We start from the raw sequence: 18354 nt of genomic DNA, 5'->3' as shown, positions 1-18354 counted from the left end.
GAGTAGACCTCCTCAGAATTATAATTTTTAATTATCATATTAACATATGAACCATCGTTCATATGTTAAATATAGTACAGCTCTATGGGAAATGCAAGACTGTTTTTTGATATTAGGAAAAGAATTAAGAAAATAAGGTGGGAGAGCAGAAAAAAGCTGCCTGGCGATATGCCGCAGGCAGCTTTGGCTATGTACATATAGATATTAGATTTCTTTAAACATCCGCGCCTCGATCAGATGGATTCCGTGAAGGAAACACTCGCAGACCGGAGTCTCAACGCCAAGCTCTTTTCCGAGGCGGACAACCGTTCCGGCGAACATATCGACTTCCGTGCGTTTTCCGACCTCAAGATCCTGAAGCGTTGACGGCTTATTTTCATAAGGAAGACGTCCGAGCGTGTGCTCCTGACGGTCGATCTCATTCTGGCCGATATCAATGCCCAGCTTATTTGCAATGCGGATCACTTCCCACATGGCCTTGTGGCGGAAGAAATTGGCGTCATCGTTCTTCTGGAATGCTCCGAAGGGAACGCCGAACATGGCGCATGTCATATTCTCGGCAACGTTGCACATGAACTTGAACCAGATTCCTTTTAACATATCTGCATCGATCTTGTAGTCGATCCCACAGAGATCAAAAAGACTCTTCACAGCGAGAACATTCCCGGAATAGTGTTCCGGATCATTCTTAAGATCGCCGAAGTGGATCAGACCCTTATGCGGATCGAACTCCGTCTTTCCGTCCTTCATGACAATGCTGATCCGCATATAGGAGTACAGCAGATGTTCGCTGCCGTAGACGGCGGCGATCTGTTTTTCGCTCTCCACACCATTTAATACGGAGAGGATGATCGTATCTTTGCCAACCTGATTTTTAATATCCCTGATCACCTGCTCCAGGTCATATCCCTTTACCGCAATGATAACGAGATCTGCCGGATCCCCCTCGACATCAGGTGTGATGATCGGAAAACGGTAATTGATCGTATTGACTGTTACCCCTTTTCGCTCCAGACGCTCTTTTCTTGCGCCGTCTGCAAGGATCCGGAAATCAGCCCCCAGCTTTTCTGAGATACGCGGTGCGAAAAATACCCCCATCGCACCGAGACCGATCAACGTCACCTTCTTTATGTCCTTCATAACTCCCTTTTCCTCCTTAAAAGTAAAACAAGCTGCGTTCCTTCTATTGTATAGTAAGACCGTTGGGGTGTCAACGAAAACAACCTTGTCTTTAGGGATAAAAGATGATATGATGGAAAAGTATGGAGAAAAATTAACAAATATGTGTGGGGGAGAGAATACTGGATGGAAATCACAAAAGAAGATAAACGGTCGGTGATCGACCACTGTTATCTGACCTATTTTATCAGCGGAATGGTCATCCTGATCTTCGGTGTCATTCTGCCAAACTTGATCGAGGAGAGAAATTTAAGCTTTACCGCGGCCGGCGGACTGCTTTCCTTTCTGGCAATCGGAAATTTATGTTCAAGCCTGGTCTATCCGGTATTCTGCGGGATGATGTCCCAGAAGACGGCGGTAGTCGTACTGGCGGTCCCCTATCCGGTGTGCCTCTTCCTGTTTACAATGGGACTTCCGGTCCCGGTGCTTTATGTGATGATCTTCCTGATCGGAATCACGAAGGGCATGATCACGATCATCAACAATCATGCGATCCGTCAGGTGACGGGAAGTTCCAATCAATATCTGAATCTGCTTCATATGTGGTATGCGGTGGGGGCTTTCCTGTCCCCATTCGTTACGATGCTCCTCATGGGAGCGGGTATGAACTGGAAGACGATCCTTCGCCTCCTTGCAGTCCTCACGGTTCTCATCGTTCTTTCCTACGCCACAATGGATTACAGAAAGATCGAAAAAGAGGTGGAGAAGAAGGCGGGAGAGGAGAACGGCGGATCGTCGATGACAAAAGAAAAATTCTGGTTTTTAAAGAACACGGGATTCCTTCTGGCGGTTGGGGCATTGTTCTTCTATATGGGCCTTGAAAACTCCGTAAACGGATGGTTTGTTACTTATTTAAAAAGTACCGGCTTTATGTCCACAAGTCTTGCGACTGTGATGGTATCCGTGACCTGGATCATGATCATGATCGGAAGGATCGTCATTGCGTCCATCTCAAAGAGCGTGCCGCCGGCAAAGATTCTGGCAGTGATCTCCGCACTCCAGTTTGTCTCGGTATTGATCCTTGTCTTCGCGGATCATACCACAATGGCAGTGGCGGCCCTGATCCTTTTAGGACTTGGAATGGCGGGGGCGTTTCCGACAACTACGGCCTTTACCGGCGATCTCATGGGAAATTCCCCACTTGGAATGTCAGTGTTTACAGGGATCGGTTCCCTCGGCGGGATCCTTACCCCGCAGGTCATTGGAGTCCTTGCGGATAAGCTTGGATTCCAGGCGGCGATCCTGTTTTTAGTGCTGGACGCATTCCTGCTGGCACTTTTTGGAGCCGGGGCTCTGAGATATGCCACTAATCAGAAAATTCAAGTCGAACGTCCGTGAGACCTGGCGCTTGATTCTGGTCAGTAAAGCTGACATATCACTGTGCATCCTCGCGGAGCATTTATCTCAGTCAGAGACCTGACTCCCGCTGAGACAAATTTACTATTACTCACCACCTAAAAGAGGTGGGAGTCTTCTCGACTGAGATAAAAAAGTCAACCGGGATGGCATAAAAACCGTCCTGAATATAAATAAGGGGTAAAAACATATGGATATTCGTTATTCCGCAAATCAAAGAGACGTAAAACGCTACACAACCGAAGAACTTCGGGATGAGTTCCTGATTCAGGATCTCTACCATCCGGATGAGGTGGTATCAGTCTACTCCCACGTGGACCGCATGGTGACCCTGGGCTGCATGCCGGTGAAAGAACATGTCTCCATCGAAAAGGGGATCGACTGCTGGAAAAACTTCGGCACCCACTATTTCCTTGAGCGCCGCGAGATCGGAATCTTCAATATCGGAGGTGCCGGATCCATCACAGCGGACGGAATGGAGTACCGCCTTGGCTATAAAGACTGCCTGTACATCACGAAAGGCACAAAGAAAGTGATCTTTTCCAGTGACAGCGAGGAGGCTCCGGCAAAATTTTACATGGTGAGCGCACCGGCCCACACATCCTATGAGACAAAGCTGATCACATTGAAGGATGCCGCAAAGCGCCCGCTGGGTGATGCCAATACTTCCAATAAGAGAGTCATCAACCAGTTCATTCATCCGGATGTGCTGAAAACATGCCAGCTTTCCATGGGAATGACAGCTCTGGAGCCGGGCAGTGTCTGGAACAGCATGCCGTGCCACACCCATGAGCGCCGCATGGAGATCTACATGTACTTTGAAGTCCCGGAGAATCAGGTGGTCATGCACTTTATGGGTGAACCGACTGAGACGAGACACATCGTCATGAAAAATGAAGAAGCTGTGATCAGCCCGTCCTGGAGCATCCACTGCGGAGCAGGAACCTCCAACTACACCTTTATCTGGGCTATGGGCGGAGAGAATCAGGAGTTCGACGATATGGACAACATCGCTCCGATGGATTTAAAGTAAGATATCGCAGAGGCCGATAAAAAACTGATATAAAATAGGAAAGGTAAGGATCAAAATGGATAAGAAGAACATGTTTTCTCTAGAAGGAAAGATTGCTCTCGTAACAGGAGGTGCCCACGGAATCGGCTTTGCCATCGCGGAGAGCTATGCGGAAGCAGGAGCAACGGTTGTATTTAACTGCAGCAGCGAGGCGTCCTTAGAGCGCGGACTTGCCGCATACAAAGAAAAAGGGATCGATGCTCACGGTTATGTCTGCGATGTTACGGACGAGGAATCGGTAAAGAAAATGATCGCGGATATCGAGGAGAAGATCGGAACGGTCGATATTCTTGTAAACAATGCGGGAATGATCAAAAGAATTCCGATGCATGAGATGAGCGCGGATGAGTTCCGCAAGGTTGTCGATGTTGACCTGAATGCTCCGTTCATCATGGCAAAGGCTGTCCTTCCGGGCATGATGAAAAAGAAAGCCGGAAAGATCATCAACATCTGCTCCATGATGTCTGAACTCGGAAGAGAGACCGTATCCGCATACGCAGCGGCAAAGGGAGGTTTGAAGATGCTCACAAAGAACATCGCCTCCGAGTACGGCGAGTACAACATCCAGTGCAACGGCATCGGACCGGGCTACATCGCCACATCCCAGACAGCTCCGTTAAGAGAACGTCAGGCTGACGGCTCCCGTCATCCGTTCGACCAGTTTATCATTGCGAAGACACCGGCAGCAAGATGGGGCACCGTGGAAGACCTCAAGGGACCGGCGGTGTTCCTCGCGTCCGAGGCTTCTGACTTTGTAAATGGACACATCCTCTATGTGGACGGAGGTATCCTCGCTTATATCGGAAAACAGCCGTAAAGGCAGAAAAAAGATTTTGTCGTTACAGTTCAGCCATGCGCTGGTTTGAATGAGGAAGTGTGTTGCAAGCTTGCTTGCATAAGCACTTTTTCATCCAAATCAGCATATGGTGGAACCACCAAGCTTCTTGCTTTCATGAATATGAAAACAAGAAGATGTAATGGCTGAACTGTAACATTTCGTCATATAAAGACATAAGTACTGCTTGTCTTTATGTGACCTGAAATTAGTATATTTGATAAATTTTTTCGGGCGGCTTTGTTGACATTTTTGCAGAAAGCTGATATACTCAAATTACGATATTGTGAAAAATGCATAGAAACAGGCGCAAGACGGGTACATTTTTGAGATGTGCCCGTATGCGCTGAGGAAAATGTGGAATGCATTCCACAATACGAAATAACTAACCAACAAAAGTTTCTTAAGTGAAACGAAACGAAGGAGGTGCGGTAAGTATATGTGGACAGGCGGTATGACCTTTGCGGATTCGATCATCATTTCACTTGTTGGACTGTTAGTCGTATTCTCGGCACTTGCAGTGCTCGCAATCGCGGTTATCATTATCTCTAAGGTCATCGGTACATTATTTAAGGAGAGTGCGCCAAAGGCAGCTGCGGCAGTTGCAGCACCGGCTCCGGCTATCGATGAGGAATCCTATGCAGTGCTTCTCGCGGCAGTCAGTGAGGAAGCAAGATTGTCTGGAGAGCAGTTCCGTGTAACAAGTATCAAAGAACTGTAAAAAACAAAAAACCTAAAACGCAGAAAAAGGAAAGGATGTAGTAAATAACATGAAATACGTTGCAACATTAAACGGAAAAAAGTATGAAGTTGAGATCGAGAGAGTAGACGAGTACAGACCGCTTGACAGAGGCGCACAGGCTAGCGCACCGGCTCCGATCCTCGCAGCAGCACCGGCACCGAAGGCAGCTCCGGCACCGGCAGCAGCACCGGCACCAGCTCCAGCACCGGCACCGGCTCCAGCACCGGCAGCAGCTCCGGCAGCAGCAGGCGGACAGACAGTAGAGGCTCCGATGCCAGGTAAGATCCTTGACATCAAAGTTAAAGTTGGTGACGCAGTTGGTTATGGTCAGTGTGTAATCGTTATGGAAGCAATGAAGATGGAGACAGAGATCGTAGCTCCGGCAGCAGGAACTGTTGCATCCATCAACGTAAGCACAGGCGATTCCGTTGAGACAGGTGCAGTTCTGGTTACCTTAAACTAAGCAGGAGGTGCCACACGTGAATATACTTTCAGTTTTCGCGGAGCTGCTCGCCCAGTCAGGTTTCGCCGCAATCACCTGGCAGCAGTGCGTAATGCTCCTTGTATCCTTCGTTTTATTATATCTTGCAATCAAGAAGCAGTTTGAGCCGCTCCTTCTGCTCCCGATCGCATTCGGTATGTTCCTTGCGAACCTTCCGCTTGCAGGTCTTATGAATGAGGCAGATCACTGGTATCAGTCCGGTGTGTTAAGAATTATGTACATGGGCGTTAAGTCCAGCTTATTCCCGTGCCTGATCTTCATGGCAGTCGGCGCGATGACAGACTTCGGTCCGTTGATCGCGAACCCGGTCAGCCTTCTTCTCGGTGCAGCCGCTCAGTTCGGTATCTATGTTGCATTTACACTCGCAAATGCAACCGGACTTTTCACACCGGGTGAGTGTGCAGCGATCGGTATCATCGGCGGTGCTGATGGCCCGACCGCGATCTATATCGCAAATAACCTGGCTCCGGATCTTGTAGCTCCGATCGCCGTAGCCGCGTATTCCTACATGGCTCTGATCCCGCTGATCCAGCCGCCGATCATGAAGCTTCTTACAACAAAGAAAGAGCGTCAGATCGTTATGAAGCAGTTAAGAAAAGTCAGCAAAGTCGAGAAGGTTGTATTCCCGGTATTCGTTGTTCTGTTCTGCTCCCTGCTTCTTCCGTCCGTAGCACCGCTTCTTGGTATGCTGATGCTCGGTAACCTGTTCCGTGAGTCCGGTGTTACCGGAAGACTTTCCGATACCGCACAGAACGCACTCTGCAACATCGTTACGATCATGCTCGGCACAACCGTAGGCGCTACAGCAAACGGAGAGATCTTCCTCCGTGTCCAGACACTGGCTATCATTGCAATGGGTCTTCTTGCTTTCGCGTTTGCGACAGTCGGAGGTATCCTGCTTGGTAAAGTCCTGTGTGCGATCACAGGCGGCAAGATCAACCCACTGATCGGTTCTGCAGGTGTATCTGCCGTTCCGATGGCAGCTCGTGTATCCCAGACTGTTGGTGCTAAGGAAAATCCGACCAACTTCCTTCTGATGCACGCTATGGGTCCGAACGTGGCAGGTGTTATCGGTTCTGCAGTAGCAGCCGGTTACTTCATGCTGATGTTCAAGGCCTGATCGAACCCCTTCGAAACGGAACCAGAAGTTGAAATTCATTCCGTAACGTGGTATATTTTTACAGGAATTAAAAGCAGTTCAGGCCTGTCTGAGGAGAACAGGCAGGCCTTTTAACTGCAAATATAAATAAAGGAGGCTTTATTGTGGCTAATAAAGTTATGTCATTACACGATGCCGTAGAGAAGTATGTACATGATAACGATGTACTCTGCCTCGGCGGATTTACAACAAACCGTAAACCGTACGCTGCTGTTTACGAGATCCTTCGTCAGGGTAAAACTGGTTTTGTAGGCTGGTCCGGTCCGGCAGGCGGAGACTGGGACTCCTTAATCGGTGAGGGTCGTGTAAGAGCTTACATCAACTGCTACACAGCAAACTCTGGTTATACAAACGTTGCACGTCGTTTCCGTGCTGCAATCGAGAAAGGTGAGCTTACATATGAGGACTACTCCCAGGACGTTCTTATGTTACAGCTTCACGCAGCTTCCCTTGGTCTTCCGTACCTCCCGGTAAGAATGATGCAGGGCTCCGGTCTTGTTAAATTCTGGGGTATCAGCGAAGAGAAGAGAAAAACAATGGAAGGCGTTGACAACTTAAAGTGCGTAGATATCGAGAACCCGTTTGAGCCGGGCGAGAAGCTTCTTGCTGTTCCGGTTCCGAAGCTTGACTGCGCGATCATCCATGTACAGCAGGCATCTCCGGATGGAACCTGTATCATCGAGGGTGATGAGTTCCACGATGTTGATATCGCAATCGCTGCAAAGCGTACGATCGTTACCTGCGAGGAGATCGTAAGTGATGAATATATCCGCCGTGATCCGACAAAGACAAGAATCTTCGGCGAGTGCGTAGACGCTGTCGTTCGTACTCCGTACGGTGCATGGCCGGCACAGTGCTATGGCTACTATGATGATGATGATAAGGGACTTAAGGAGTACGATAAGGCTTCCAAGTACCTTGACGCTGAAGATGCAAAGGCACAGCTCGCAAAGGCTGCTGCAAAGGCTGAGAAGGCTGCTGCTGCGAAACCGGAAGACGAGAAGCTTGCAAAGGCTGCAGAAGTTGCAAAACAGGCTGCAGAGGATGCTGCTAACGGCACAAAGATTCCGGAGACCTTCAAGGATTACCTCCAGAAATACGTATACGGCTGCAAGGATCAGGATGATCTTCTTAATGTCCTTGGCGGCGCTCGCCTCATGAACCTTAAGAATGAGCCGCATCTTGGCTATTCTACCAGACACTAATTGAGGGAGGGAAATTCAAAAATGGCTGATTATACAAAGTATACAAAGCAGGAAATGCAGGCTTATGCCATCGCAAAAAATATTAAAGAAAACCAGATCGTTATCGTTGGTACTGGTCTTCCGTTAATCGGTGCTTCCCTTGCGAAGCGTGTGGTTTGCCCGAGCTGCCACCCGATCGTAGAGAGCGGACTTATGGACTGCTCACCGGTAGAGGTACCGCGTTCCGTAGGTGATAACCGTTTCATGGCTCACTGTGCAGTACAGTGGCCGAACGTTCGTTTCGTAGGCTTCGAGGCGAATGAGTGGCTTCATGACGCTGACCGTATGATCGCTTTCATCGGCGGCGCTCAGATCGACCCGTATGGTAACGTAAACTCCACATGTATCTTCGGTAAAGGCGACTATGTTCAGCCGACCACACGTTTCACAGGTTCCGGCGGAGCTAACGGTATCGCTACATTCTGTAACACAATCATCATGATGCAGCACCAGAAGAGAAGATTCATGGAGCATGTTGACTACATCACAAGCTGTGGCTGGATGGACGGCCCTGGCGGACGTGAGAGAGCAGGTCTTCCGGGCAACCGTGGACCGCAGATGGTAGTTACAGATCTTGGTATCATGAAGTTCGACGAAGAGACCAAGAGAATGTACCTTGCTTACTACTATCCATTCTCCTCTCCGGAAATGGTTCAGGAGAACACAGGTTTCGAGATCGATACCACAAGAGCTCAGCTTATGGAAGGTCCGGATCCGGAGATCATCCGCGTAATTCGTGAAGAGATCGACCCAGGTCAGGCATTCATCAAAGTTCCGAAGGAAACAAAGTAATCGAAACTGATTTAAAGTAAAATCATAAATGCCGCGGTCAGCGGCTGGCAAAATCCGCTGACCGCAGCGATCGCGTATATAAGGAGGAAGAACATGGGCTACTTTTCCATGCCGAAATATTTCCAGAACATGCCTACCGTTGGTAAGGCATTAGTTAATCCGAATGCGGAAAACGAGACAGAGATCAAAGAGATCGAGAAGCAGATCCACGACAAAGTTACTGAGATCCTTGCTGCCGGCATCACAACAGAAGAGAAGTTAAATGAGCGTGGTCAGTTATCCGCAATGCAGCGTATCAACGCTCTTGTAGATGAGGGAACATTCTGCCCGTTAAACAGCCTTTTCAACCCGAACGACAATAAGATGGGTTCCACAAACATCATCAATGGTCTCGGATGTGTAAACGGCAAATGGGTTTACATTATCGCTTCTGATAACAAGAAGATGGCTGGTACATGGGAACCGGGCCAGGCAGAGAACCTGATCCGTTGCTCCGATGCCGCTAAGATGTTAAATCTTCCGTTAATCTACTTATTAAACTGCGCAGGCGTAGACTTCCCGTATCAGGATCAGGTTTACCCGAACAGACGCGGCGGCGGTACTCCGTTCTTCCGTAACGCAGAGTTAAACCAGTTAGGCATTCCGGTAATCGTAGGTATCTACGGTACAAACCCGGCCGGCGGCGGATACCACAGCATTTCCCCGACAATCCTGATCGCACACAGCCAGGCTAACATGGCAGTCGGCGGTGCTGGTATTCTTTCCGGTATGAACCCGAAGGGATATATCGACGAGGAAGCTGCTGAGCAGATCGTTGCTGCCCAGATCGAGAACAGCAAGAAGCACGTTCCGGCTCCGGGCTCCGTTCCGATCCACTATGACGAGACAGGATTCTTCCGTGAGGTTTACGAGAACGACTACGGCGTAATCGAAGGCATCAAGAAGTACATCAGCTACCTTCCGGCATACAACCTCGAGTTCTTCCGTGTTGATGATCCGCAGAGACCGAGTCTTCCGGCAGAAGATCTTTACAGCATCATCCCGATGAACGGAAAACGTCCGTATGATATCTACGACGTAATCGGCCGTCTCTTCGATGGTTCTCAGTTATATGAGTACAAGAAGGGCTATGGTCCGGAGATGGTAACAGGTCTTGCAAAGGTTAACGGACTTTTAGTTGGTGTGATCGCGAATACTCAGGGCCTTCTTATGAACTATCCGGAGTATAAGCAGAACTCCGTTGGTATCGGCGGAAAGCTGTACCGTCAGGGTCTCATCAAGATGAACGAGTTCGTAACCTTATGTGCCCGTGACCGTATTCCGCTGATCTGGTTACAGGATACAACAGGTATCGATGTAGGCGACGAAGCAGAGAAGGCTGAATTACTTGGTTTAGGTCAGTCCCTGATCTACTCCATCGAGAACTCCAAGCTTCCGTCTCTCGAAATTACTCTTCGTAAAGCAAGCGCTGCTGCTCACTATGTACTTGGTGGACCGCAGGGTAACAATACAAACGTATACTCCCTTGGTACAGCTGCATGTGAGTACTATGTAATGCCGGGTGAAACCGCTGCAAACGCTATGTACTCCAGAAAGCTTGTTAAGGCAAGCAAGGCAGGAGAGGATCTTGCTCCGATCATCAAGAAGATGAACGATATGATCCAGCTGTATCATGATAAGTCCCGTCCGGCATACTGCGCTAAGGTTGGTATGGTAGATGAGATCGTTGACATGACAGATATCCGTCCGTACATTCAGGCATTTACAGAGGCTGCTTACCAGAATCCGAAGTCTATCTGCCCGATGCACCAGATGGTAACACCGCGTGCAATCCGCGAGTGGAATGACGCTCACAAGGCTTGATTTTGACTGAAGGATAGAGTAAAATGATATGTATCCAGGCCGGGGGAGTCTTTCTCTGGCCTGGATATACTGGTATAACAAAGCCAGTTTCATTTTACATTTTCAGTATACCCGGAGGTTATTATGAGTGCAATTTACACCCTGGGAATTGACGTTGGATCCACGGCTTCCAAATGCATTATGCTTAAGGATGGCCAGGAGATCGTAGCGAAATCCCTGATCGATGTAGGTGCAGGTACCAGCGGCCCCCAGCGTGCGATCGACGCAGTGCTGGAAAACGCAGGCATGAAAAAAGAGGATATGGCTTTTACCCTGGCAACAGGTTATGGCCGTAATTCCTTAATGAATTTTGCAGACAAACAGATGAGTGAGTTATCCTGCCACGCAAGGGGAGCTTACTTCCTGTTCCCTGACGTTCATACCGTCATTGATATCGGCGGTCAGGACGTTAAGGTCCTTCATATTGATAACGGTGCAATGACCAATTTCCAGATGAACGATAAGTGTGCTGCCGGAACCGGAAGATTTCTGGATGTTATGGCAGGCGTTCTTGAGGTTAAGGTCCAGGATCTGGGACATCTTGATTCCCTGTCCAAGAAGAGAGTGGAGATCAGCTCCACATGTACCGTGTTTGCGGAGAGTGAGGTTATCAGCCAGCTGTCGATGGGAACCGATAAGTGCGATATTATCGCGGGTATCCACCGCTCCGTGGCTCACCGTGTCACTGGACTCGCCCATAGGATCGGAGTTGTTCCGGCACTCGTTATGACTGGCGGAGTTGCTCAGAACGAGGGTGTAGTCAAGGCTCTTCAGAATGAGCTTGGTTGTGAGATCCACAGATCTCCTCTGACACAGTATAACGGTGCGCTTGGTGCAGCTTTATATGCATATCAGGCAGCAAGCCGCCGCGCATAATCATTATTAGTTTATGCAGATCTATGGCTGTAAATAACATAAGCAGCCATGTTTGATAAGAAATGGAGGATATTTATTATGGCAAAGCAGGTTAGCCCTGGTGTTCTTGCGCTGCGTAAAGTCGTAGATGACGTTCATAAAGACGCGCGCGAAGCCAAAAAGAGAGGCGAGTTAGTTGGTTGGTCTTCTTCCAAATTCCCGTGCGAGCTCGCAGCAGCATTTGATTTAAACGTTATGTACCCGGAGAACCAGGCAGCTGGTATCGCAGCAAACCGTTACGGTGAGCTTATGTGTCAGGCAGCTGAGGATCTTGGTTACGACAACGATATCTGCGGATACGCACGTATCAGCCTTGCTTACGCAGCCGGTGTCCGTGTAGCGCGTAAGTTTGACCCGGAGACAGGTGAGTACATCATCGACCCGAGCACAGGTAAGCCGTTAAAGGACGCAGACGGAAACATAGTGATCGATGAGGCAACAGGCAAGCCGAAAAAAGATCCGAAGACTCAGACTCCGTATCTTGAGCTTGTAAACCTTCTTGAGCTTGAAAAGCTTCCGGATGGACCGGATAAAGAGCGCCGTATTGCAGCGATCTCCCCGATCCGTCAGATGCAGATCCCGCAGCCGGATTTCGTTCTCTGCTGCAACAACATCTGTAACTGTATGACAAAGTGGTATGAGAACATCGCCCGTATGTGCAATGTTCCGCTTATCATGATCGATATCCCGTACAACAACACTGTAGAAGTTGCTGATCAGAACGTTCGCTATGTTCGTGGACAGTTTGATAAGGCAATCAAACAGTTAGAGGAACTCACAGGCAAGAAGTTCGACGAGAAGAAGTTCGAGCATGCATGTGAGAACGCAAACCGTACAGCAAAGGCATGGTTAAAAGTCTGTGATTACTTACAGTATAAACCGGCTCCGTACAGTGGTTTCGACCTGTTCAACCATATGGCTGACGTTGTAACCGCACGTGCAAGAGTTGAGGCTGCTGCGGCATTTGAGCAGTTAGCAAAAGACCTTGACGAGACGATCGCTAAGGGCGAGACAACAACTCCGTTCCCGGAGAAATACCGTGTAATGTTCGAGGGTATTCCGTGCTGGCCGAAGCTTCCGGCACTGTTCAAACCGTTAAAGGCTAACGGCGTCAACGTAACAGCAGTTGTATACGCACCGGCATTCGGTTTCGTATATAATGGTCTGGATGAGATGGCACGTGCTTACTACAAAGCACCGAACTCTGTATGTATCGAGCAGGGTGTTGCATGGCGTGAAGGCATCTGCCGTGACAACAAGGTAGATGGCGTTCTCGTTCACTACAACAGAAGCTGTAAGCCGTGGTCCGGTTACATGGCAGAGATGCAGCGCCGCTTCACAAAGGATCTTGGTATTCCGTGCGCAGGATTCGATGGTGACCAGGCTGACCCGCGTAACTTCAATGCCGCTCAGTACGAGACTAGAGTACAGGGTCTTGTTGAGGCTATGGAAGCAAACATCCAGGCAAAGGAGGCTAAATAGACCATGAGTATCAACGCATTATTAGACGAATTTAAGGTAAAAGCTGCAACTCCGAAACAGCAGCTTGCTGAATATAAAGCACAGGGCAAGAAGGTCATCGGCGTTCTCCCGTACTACGCTCCGGAAGAGCTTGTATATGCTGCAGGCATGGTTCCGATGGGAATCTGGGGCTCCAACAACAAGACGATCAGCCGTGCAAAAGAGTACTGTGCAACATTCTACTGCACAATCGCTCAGCTCGCACTTGAGATGCTCCTTGACGGAACAATGGATCAGTTAGACGGAATCATCACACCAACAATCTGTGATACATTACGTCCGATGAGCCAGAACTTCCGTGTTGCTATGGGCGACAAGATGAAAGTTATCTTCCTTGCTCATCCGCAGAACCGTTTCGAAGAGTTCGGACTTAAGTTCTGTGAGGAGGAGTACGCAAACGTTAAGGCTGATCTCGAGGAAGTATGTGGCCACGAGATCACCAACGATGCGATCCTTGACGCAATTAAGGTTTACAACAAGAGCCGTGCAGCCCGCCGTGAGTTCGTAAAACTCGCTAACGAGCACTGCGACGTTGTAACTCCTACAAAGCGTTCCGCAGTATTAAAGGCATTCTTCTTCATGGAGAAACCGGAATATACAGCGAAACTCGAAGAGTTAAACAAAGAGCTTGCAGCTCTTCCGGTATGTGACTGGAAGGGAACAAAGGTTGTTACATCCGGTATCATCGTTGACAACCCGAAGCTTCTTGAGATCTTCGAGAACAACAACATCGCGATCGCAGCTGATGATGTTGCTCATGAGAGCCGTTCCTTCCGTACAGACGTTCCGGAGGACGAGCAGGATGCTCTTAGAGCTCTTGCAAAACAGTTTGCAAACATGGATTACGATATCCTTCTTTATGATCCGCAGTCTTCCAAGAACCGCCGTGGCGAGTTCGTAGCTGACATGGTTAAGAAGAGCGGCGCTCAGGGGCTTGTACTCTTCATGCAGCAGTTCTGCGATCCGGAGGAGATGGAGTATCCGTACCTCAAGAAAGCTCTCGACAACGCAGGTATCCCGCACATCAAACTTGGTGTTGACCAGCAGATGAGAGACTTCGGACAGGCTGCAACTGCTATCGAGGCATTTGCGGATGTTCTTGAGATGAGAAAGTAAATAAAACTTTGAATTGCACTGACCTGGTGATAGAATTGTGTTGAAAGCTTGCTTTCATAAGCAATTCTATTGCCGGGGCAGTATAAGGACGAAGTCCGAAGCTTTTTGGGCGCCGTAAGGCGGACAAGAAGATGCAATTCGCAGCGATATATAGGGGCAGGCGTTCCTGTTTCTTAGTGTTCACGCGGAGTCAGGCGAAAAACCGTCGTACCGAACATGATTTCCTTTCGGGGAGATCGTGGAGGTGCGGCGGTTTTTTTTGTTGTGGGAAGATGGTGCTTCATAATGGCTCCGGGTACGCGCAGGACCGTCTCCGGCCCCGGATACTGGTGGATTCCAGAGACGGTTCCTCTAAGCTCCCGGAAGAATGCTAAGGGCGGAGAGCAGGGGACACAACTCGCCTGCGGCTCAAACAAGTGTCCCCTGTTCTCCAACGCATTCTCCCGGGAGCCAAGAGGAAGCCATGCCTCTGGAATCAGGCACCCGTGTCCGGAGGCGGTCCTGCGCTGGGGGATGGGAGATATGGAAAAGAGAAAAAAGAGGTTCCGTGTTGGGGGATAGAGGAAGGCAAGCCTGCAGATATAAATTTAAGTAAAGGACACTATCGGAAAATACTAAAATGTGGTATATTAGCTTGTAAAGATAATTATCGCGGCATAATATATGATTCTGAGAAAAAAGAATATTAATGCAAAATAAATGGAAAATTCAGAGAAAATGGTGTGTACAACTGTACAGATAAACATAAGTTTGAGCGGGAGATGGAATCACGGGCAACACAAACTGGAATTACGTTATTGCTGCTGTGGAAGAGATGAATTTTACAAAGGCCGCAAAGCGACTGTATATTTCGCAGCAATCATTGAGTAATTATATTGCAAAATTGGAAAAACAGTTTGGAGTAGAGTTTTTTAACAGAAAGAATACGCTTACCCTGACAACTGCAGGGGAGAGCCTGTACCGATATGCAAAATTTATCAAGATGGCGGTAGGAGAGTATGCGTTAGCACACAATGAGCATTTTATGGTGGATGAGCATTGGATCCAGTTAATGACAAGAGTGATGTGTATGGCAGCAGTAGCATTCCAGAATGAAAGCAGGGAAATACATGAATAATAAAAAAGAACGTATTGCAGATGCGATCAATCGCAGCAGGGATGAATTGTTTGAATTGTCAAAGAAGATCCATGATCATCCGGAACTTGGTTTTGAAGAGTTTCAGGCGGTGGAGGCAATTTCTTCGGTTCTGGAGCATCACGGATTTCAGGTGCAAAAGGGGTATGGAGGTCTTCAGACTGCCTTTCGCGCAGATAAAGCGGGAAAAGGGAAGGGACCGAATGTTGCATTTCTGGCGGAATATGACGCACTCAGAGGCATTGGACATGGCTGTGGTCATAATCTGATTGCCACCTGTTCGACTGGGGCATTTTAGGACTTGCCTCCATGATGGCGGAATTAAACGGAAATGTTTGCCTGATCGGAACTCCGGCGGAGGAAGGAGGAGCTGGAAAGGTAAAACTTCTCAGAAATGGAGCATTTGACGATGTAGACTTCGCTTTGATGATGCATCCGTCATCCGGAGGAGCGAATCTGGTTGGCAGAGGCGGCAGGGCAGCATGTACGCTGACAATTAGTTTTACGGGAAAAGGAGCGCATTCCTCCGTGCCGAAGAATGGAATCAATGCGTTAAGTGCTGTTCTTCATGTGTTCCAGCAGATTGATCTTCTACGTCCGACATTCGATCCTCAGGACAACATCAATGGAATTATAACAAACGGTGGCAGCGCTGCAAATGTGATTCCTGCGCAGGCAGAATGTGAGTTCTGTGTCCGGGCGGATACGATGAAGAGGACGGAGGAACTGATTGAAATTTTAAAACGCTGTGTAGAAAATGCAGAAAAACTGACAGGAGCAAATGCTTTGATTAATCTGGGCGATATCTATGCGGAACGATATCCAAATCAGCCGATGTGTCAGGCATTCAAGGATAATATGGAATTGATAGGAATTCACATGGAATGGCCGGATCCGAAAAAGCAATACGGTTCTTCGGACATCGGAAATGTATCCATCAAAATTCCGGCGATTCATGATTATCTGTCCATCACAGATGACAAAACAATTCAGGGTCATACGATAGAGTATGCAAATGCGGCAGGAACCTTAGAGGCGCAGGAAATCTGCTTAAAAGGCGCAAAAGGACTTGCCATGACTGGATATGATATTTTGGTGGATCCTGATTTTCAGAAAAATATCCGCACATATCACGAAAAACAAATCCCCATTTTTTATAAAGAAAAATAGTTTGGAGAATGTATTGGCACTGTTGTTTCTTTTCTCCCTTTTCGGAATTGTGTGTCTGAATGAAAAAATATGCATAATTATGCATTCTTGATGTATAAATATACATTAAGGTTAATTTGAAAACGAATTTGTTTGAAGTTTCACCAAATCAATGGAGGTGTTTGATTATGAAAAAAAGAATAATTGCAGTAATTGTAATTTTAGCTGTATTAGTAGCTCTATTCTTTATTGGCACAGGTTTTCAAAAAAGAATGGATGTCGTATTAGTTGATTACTCTGTATCAGAGGATGGAACGGAGATCACGCTTGATGTAGGAATTCCAACATCTACAGGATATATCAGAGGATTTAAAGACAATGGCGGTGGAGTAAAACCACATTATCTTACATTTTTTTCGACATTTGGTGGAATAAACAGTCCGATTGGAGCAGAGCATAGCTTCCAATTAGAGCTTACTTCGGATGATACAGAAATTTATTTTAACAGACCGGAGAGAGGTTACGAGTTGGTTTTAGTGAAAGATGAAGAAACAGGTCAATGGCTCAGACCAAGTGGAATAGGTGAAGAAAATAACACTATTTTTGAAGCAACCATTCTTGAAATTCGTGATAATTATTTTTTAGTAGAACCAGTAGAGGGTAGTCAAGAATTAAACAGTGCAGATCTGATTACAGTACCAATGAAAAACATAGGTACTGCTCCACAACCAAATGTTGGTGACATTATTGAAATAGCATATAACGGAGAAATTGCAGAAAGTTATCCAGCACAGATAACAGAGGTTTACGGTATCAAAGTTGTCAAAGAAGCAGAGCAATAAATAACAGGATAGTTTGGGCTAAGTAATATCAGAAACACTTTTCCGAAAAGGGAGTGATGCAGACTTTAAACAATATGATGTAATATTGCAAGATAAAGTAAGAACAGGAATGCAAAAGGTTATCGGTGGTTACTACACAGATGCATTACAAGCTTCAAAAGATAATAAGGCATTTTTAACAAAATATATCAATAATCTACGCGCATAATAAGAAGGTGGATAAACTTATGACAAGAGAAAGTACAGTTTACAAGGGACTACACAGGGTAACGGTCTGACGGGAGGTGTGCCGCCCGTCAGATTTTCCATGTGATGTTCAAGCTGTCGCTTGTAGCGGCTATGGTGGTAATCATCAAGTCTACCACCCGCCGCTTGTCGTCAAAGGATACATTCTCCCAAGTGTCGAGGTAGCCGGAAATCTGGCTGACCTGTTCCGGGCTGATGGCTTCCACCGTCAGCTCCGCTATCCTCGCCAGAAGTTCCTGCTTGCGTCCGTCCAGTTCCGCTATCTTCACATTCACATAGGAGAGCAGGACATTGTTTGCACCCGTCAGACTGTCCACCAGCTTTTCAATCTCGCTGTCCACATGGGCAAGCTCCACTTGCAGTGCTGCAATTTTCGGGTTTGCCTTTGCCGCTTTCTTTCTGCCTGTCAGCGTCTTGTAGCTTGCCAGTTTCTTTACCATCTGCTGATAAACAACCGCTTCCAGTTCCGAAGTAATGATTTTCCCGCACCCCGGACAACTCTTGTTATCCAGCCGTTTCGTACAGCGAAGGTATTGCTTGCCGGAGGGATTGAAGATACTCATAAGGGCATACCCGCAGTTCCCGCACTTGATTTTTCCCGCCAGCCATGTGTGGGTGGCTTTCCGGGCAGACTGGATTTTCATGTT

General features: G+C 47.8%; 19 protein-coding genes. 17 read left to right on the top strand and 2 right to left on the bottom strand.

The features are described 5' to 3' along the window. Positions 1-204: 204 nt before the first annotated feature. On the bottom strand, positions 205-1140 hold the full coding sequence (locus tag DXA87_RS11585; RefSeq protein ID WP_117504493.1) for a ketopantoate reductase family protein: 936 nt from the start codon (positions 1138-1140) through the stop codon (positions 205-207). Between the two features lie 165 nt (positions 1141-1305). Here DXA87_RS11585 and DXA87_RS11580 point away from each other — a divergent pair, with 165 nt between their 5' ends. The 17 genes from DXA87_RS11580 (at position 1306) to DXA87_RS11505 (ending at position 17461) form a co-directional block, all read left to right on the top strand. After that, positions 1306-2517 (top strand): MFS transporter, encoded by a 1212-nt coding sequence (locus tag DXA87_RS11580; RefSeq protein ID WP_117483244.1) that lies wholly within the window; start codon positions 1306-1308, stop codon positions 2515-2517. 208 nt (positions 2518-2725) lie between these two features. Continuing rightward, complete coding sequence (gene kduI, locus DXA87_RS11575; protein ID WP_117504491.1) at positions 2726-3568, top strand: 5-dehydro-4-deoxy-D-glucuronate isomerase; 843 nt, start codon at positions 2726-2728, stop codon at positions 3566-3568. 55 nt (positions 3569-3623) lie between these two features. After that, on the top strand, positions 3624-4424 hold the full coding sequence (locus DXA87_RS11570) for a gluconate 5-dehydrogenase (protein ID WP_117504489.1): 801 nt from the start codon (positions 3624-3626) through the stop codon (positions 4422-4424). Positions 4425-4881: 457 nt separating this feature from the next. After that, on the top strand, positions 4882-5163 hold the full coding sequence (locus DXA87_RS11565; RefSeq protein WP_015554205.1) for an OadG family protein: 282 nt from the start codon (positions 4882-4884) through the stop codon (positions 5161-5163). Positions 5164-5212: 49 nt separating this feature from the next. Continuing rightward, positions 5213-5647, top strand: a complete 435-nt coding sequence (locus tag DXA87_RS11560) for an acetyl-CoA carboxylase biotin carboxyl carrier protein subunit (RefSeq protein WP_117469413.1) — start codon at positions 5213-5215, stop codon at positions 5645-5647. A gap of 16 nt (positions 5648-5663) precedes the next feature. Then, positions 5664-6806, top strand: coding sequence for a sodium ion-translocating decarboxylase subunit beta (locus DXA87_RS11555; RefSeq protein WP_117469414.1), 1143 nt, complete (start codon positions 5664-5666; stop codon positions 6804-6806). A 143-nt stretch (positions 6807-6949) separates the two neighbouring features. Then, the gene (locus DXA87_RS11550; protein ID WP_345941818.1) at positions 6950-8050 is read left to right on the top strand and encodes a CoA-transferase; all 1101 of its coding nucleotides are present in this window, start codon (positions 6950-6952) and stop codon (positions 8048-8050) included. Positions 8051-8071: 21 nt separating this feature from the next. Then, positions 8072-8881, top strand: coding sequence for a glutaconate CoA-transferase subunit B (gene gctB, locus DXA87_RS11545; RefSeq protein ID WP_021904092.1), 810 nt, complete (start codon positions 8072-8074; stop codon positions 8879-8881). Between the two features lie 93 nt (positions 8882-8974). Continuing rightward, complete coding sequence (locus DXA87_RS11540) at positions 8975-10744, top strand: carboxyl transferase domain-containing protein (protein WP_117504487.1); 1770 nt, start codon at positions 8975-8977, stop codon at positions 10742-10744. 123 nt (positions 10745-10867) lie between these two features. Beyond that, a complete protein-coding gene (hgdC, locus tag DXA87_RS11535) occupies positions 10868-11659 on the top strand; it encodes a (R)-2-hydroxyglutaryl-CoA dehydratase activase HgdC (protein ID WP_015554210.1) in 792 nt (263 codons plus the stop codon). 78 nt (positions 11660-11737) lie between these two features. Continuing rightward, a complete protein-coding gene (gene hgdA, locus DXA87_RS11530) occupies positions 11738-13180 on the top strand; it encodes a (R)-2-hydroxyglutaryl-CoA dehydratase subunit alpha (protein WP_117483241.1) in 1443 nt (480 codons plus the stop codon). A gap of 3 nt (positions 13181-13183) precedes the next feature. Continuing rightward, positions 13184-14335: a (R)-2-hydroxyglutaryl-CoA dehydratase subunit beta gene (hgdB, locus tag DXA87_RS11525; RefSeq protein ID WP_021904088.1), complete on the top strand. Its 1152-nt coding sequence runs from the start codon at positions 13184-13186 to the stop codon at positions 14333-14335. Between the two features lie 485 nt (positions 14336-14820). Continuing rightward, positions 14821-15024, top strand: a complete 204-nt coding sequence (locus DXA87_RS17805) for a hypothetical protein (protein ID WP_147326528.1) — start codon at positions 14821-14823, stop codon at positions 15022-15024. 77 nt (positions 15025-15101) lie between these two features. Further along, positions 15102-15452, top strand: a complete 351-nt coding sequence (locus DXA87_RS18725; protein WP_348982223.1) for a LysR family transcriptional regulator — start codon at positions 15102-15104, stop codon at positions 15450-15452. Next, entirely contained in the window at positions 15445-15768 is a 324-nt protein-coding gene (locus DXA87_RS18420; protein WP_242998053.1) for a hypothetical protein, read from the top strand. The genes DXA87_RS18725 and DXA87_RS18420 overlap by 8 nt, the downstream gene beginning before the upstream one ends. Positions 15769-15779: 11 nt before the next feature. Then, entirely contained in the window at positions 15780-16640 is an 861-nt protein-coding gene (locus DXA87_RS11510) for a peptidase dimerization domain-containing protein (protein ID WP_242998051.1), read from the top strand. Between the two features lie 167 nt (positions 16641-16807). Beyond that, positions 16808-17461, top strand: coding sequence for a hypothetical protein (locus tag DXA87_RS11505; RefSeq protein ID WP_117504481.1), 654 nt, complete (start codon positions 16808-16810; stop codon positions 17459-17461). Positions 17462-17757: 296 nt separating this feature from the next. On the opposite strand, the gene DXA87_RS11495 is transcribed toward DXA87_RS11505, so the two are convergent. Further along, the coding region (locus tag DXA87_RS11495) for a zinc ribbon domain-containing protein (protein WP_199537927.1) at positions 17758-18354 on the bottom strand (597 nt) is incomplete at its 5' end.

Origin of the sequence: Desulfotomaculum sp. OF05-3 (assembly GCF_003435535.1) — a bacterium.
GTDB lineage: Bacteria > Bacillota > Clostridia > Lachnospirales > Lachnospiraceae > Pilosibacter > Pilosibacter fragilis.
The sequence above is the reverse complement of the archived record's forward strand: the minus strand, read 5'-3'. Positions and strand labels throughout refer to the sequence as shown.

What these genes read in the sequence shown, in the direction of transcription:
- DXA87_RS11585 (WP_117504493.1), bottom strand. Translation starts at nt 1,140, where the DNA reads ATGAAGGACATAAAGAAGGTGACGTTGATCGGTCTCGGTGCGATGGGG.
- DXA87_RS11505 (WP_117504481.1), top strand. Translation starts at nt 16,808, where the DNA reads ATGAAAAAAAGAATAATTGCAGTAATTGTAATTTTAGCTGTATTAGTA.
- hgdB (WP_021904088.1), top strand. Translation starts at nt 13,184, where the DNA reads ATGAGTATCAACGCATTATTAGACGAATTTAAGGTAAAAGCTGCAACT.
- DXA87_RS11570 (WP_117504489.1), top strand. Translation starts at nt 3,624, where the DNA reads ATGGATAAGAAGAACATGTTTTCTCTAGAAGGAAAGATTGCTCTCGTA.
- DXA87_RS11580 (WP_117483244.1), top strand. Translation starts at nt 1,306, where the DNA reads ATGGAAATCACAAAAGAAGATAAACGGTCGGTGATCGACCACTGTTAT.
- DXA87_RS18420 (WP_242998053.1), top strand. Translation starts at nt 15,445, where the DNA reads ATGAATAATAAAAAAGAACGTATTGCAGATGCGATCAATCGCAGCAGG.
- DXA87_RS11510 (WP_242998051.1), top strand. Translation starts at nt 15,780, where the DNA reads ATGATGGCGGAATTAAACGGAAATGTTTGCCTGATCGGAACTCCGGCG.
- hgdA (WP_117483241.1), top strand. Translation starts at nt 11,738, where the DNA reads ATGGCAAAGCAGGTTAGCCCTGGTGTTCTTGCGCTGCGTAAAGTCGTA.
- DXA87_RS11565 (WP_015554205.1), top strand. Translation starts at nt 4,882, where the DNA reads ATGTGGACAGGCGGTATGACCTTTGCGGATTCGATCATCATTTCACTT.
- kduI (WP_117504491.1), top strand. Translation starts at nt 2,726, where the DNA reads ATGGATATTCGTTATTCCGCAAATCAAAGAGACGTAAAACGCTACACA.
- gctB (WP_021904092.1), top strand. Translation starts at nt 8,072, where the DNA reads ATGGCTGATTATACAAAGTATACAAAGCAGGAAATGCAGGCTTATGCC.
- DXA87_RS11560 (WP_117469413.1), top strand. Translation starts at nt 5,213, where the DNA reads ATGAAATACGTTGCAACATTAAACGGAAAAAAGTATGAAGTTGAGATC.
- DXA87_RS11540 (WP_117504487.1), top strand. Translation starts at nt 8,975, where the DNA reads ATGGGCTACTTTTCCATGCCGAAATATTTCCAGAACATGCCTACCGTT.
- hgdC (WP_015554210.1), top strand. Translation starts at nt 10,868, where the DNA reads ATGAGTGCAATTTACACCCTGGGAATTGACGTTGGATCCACGGCTTCC.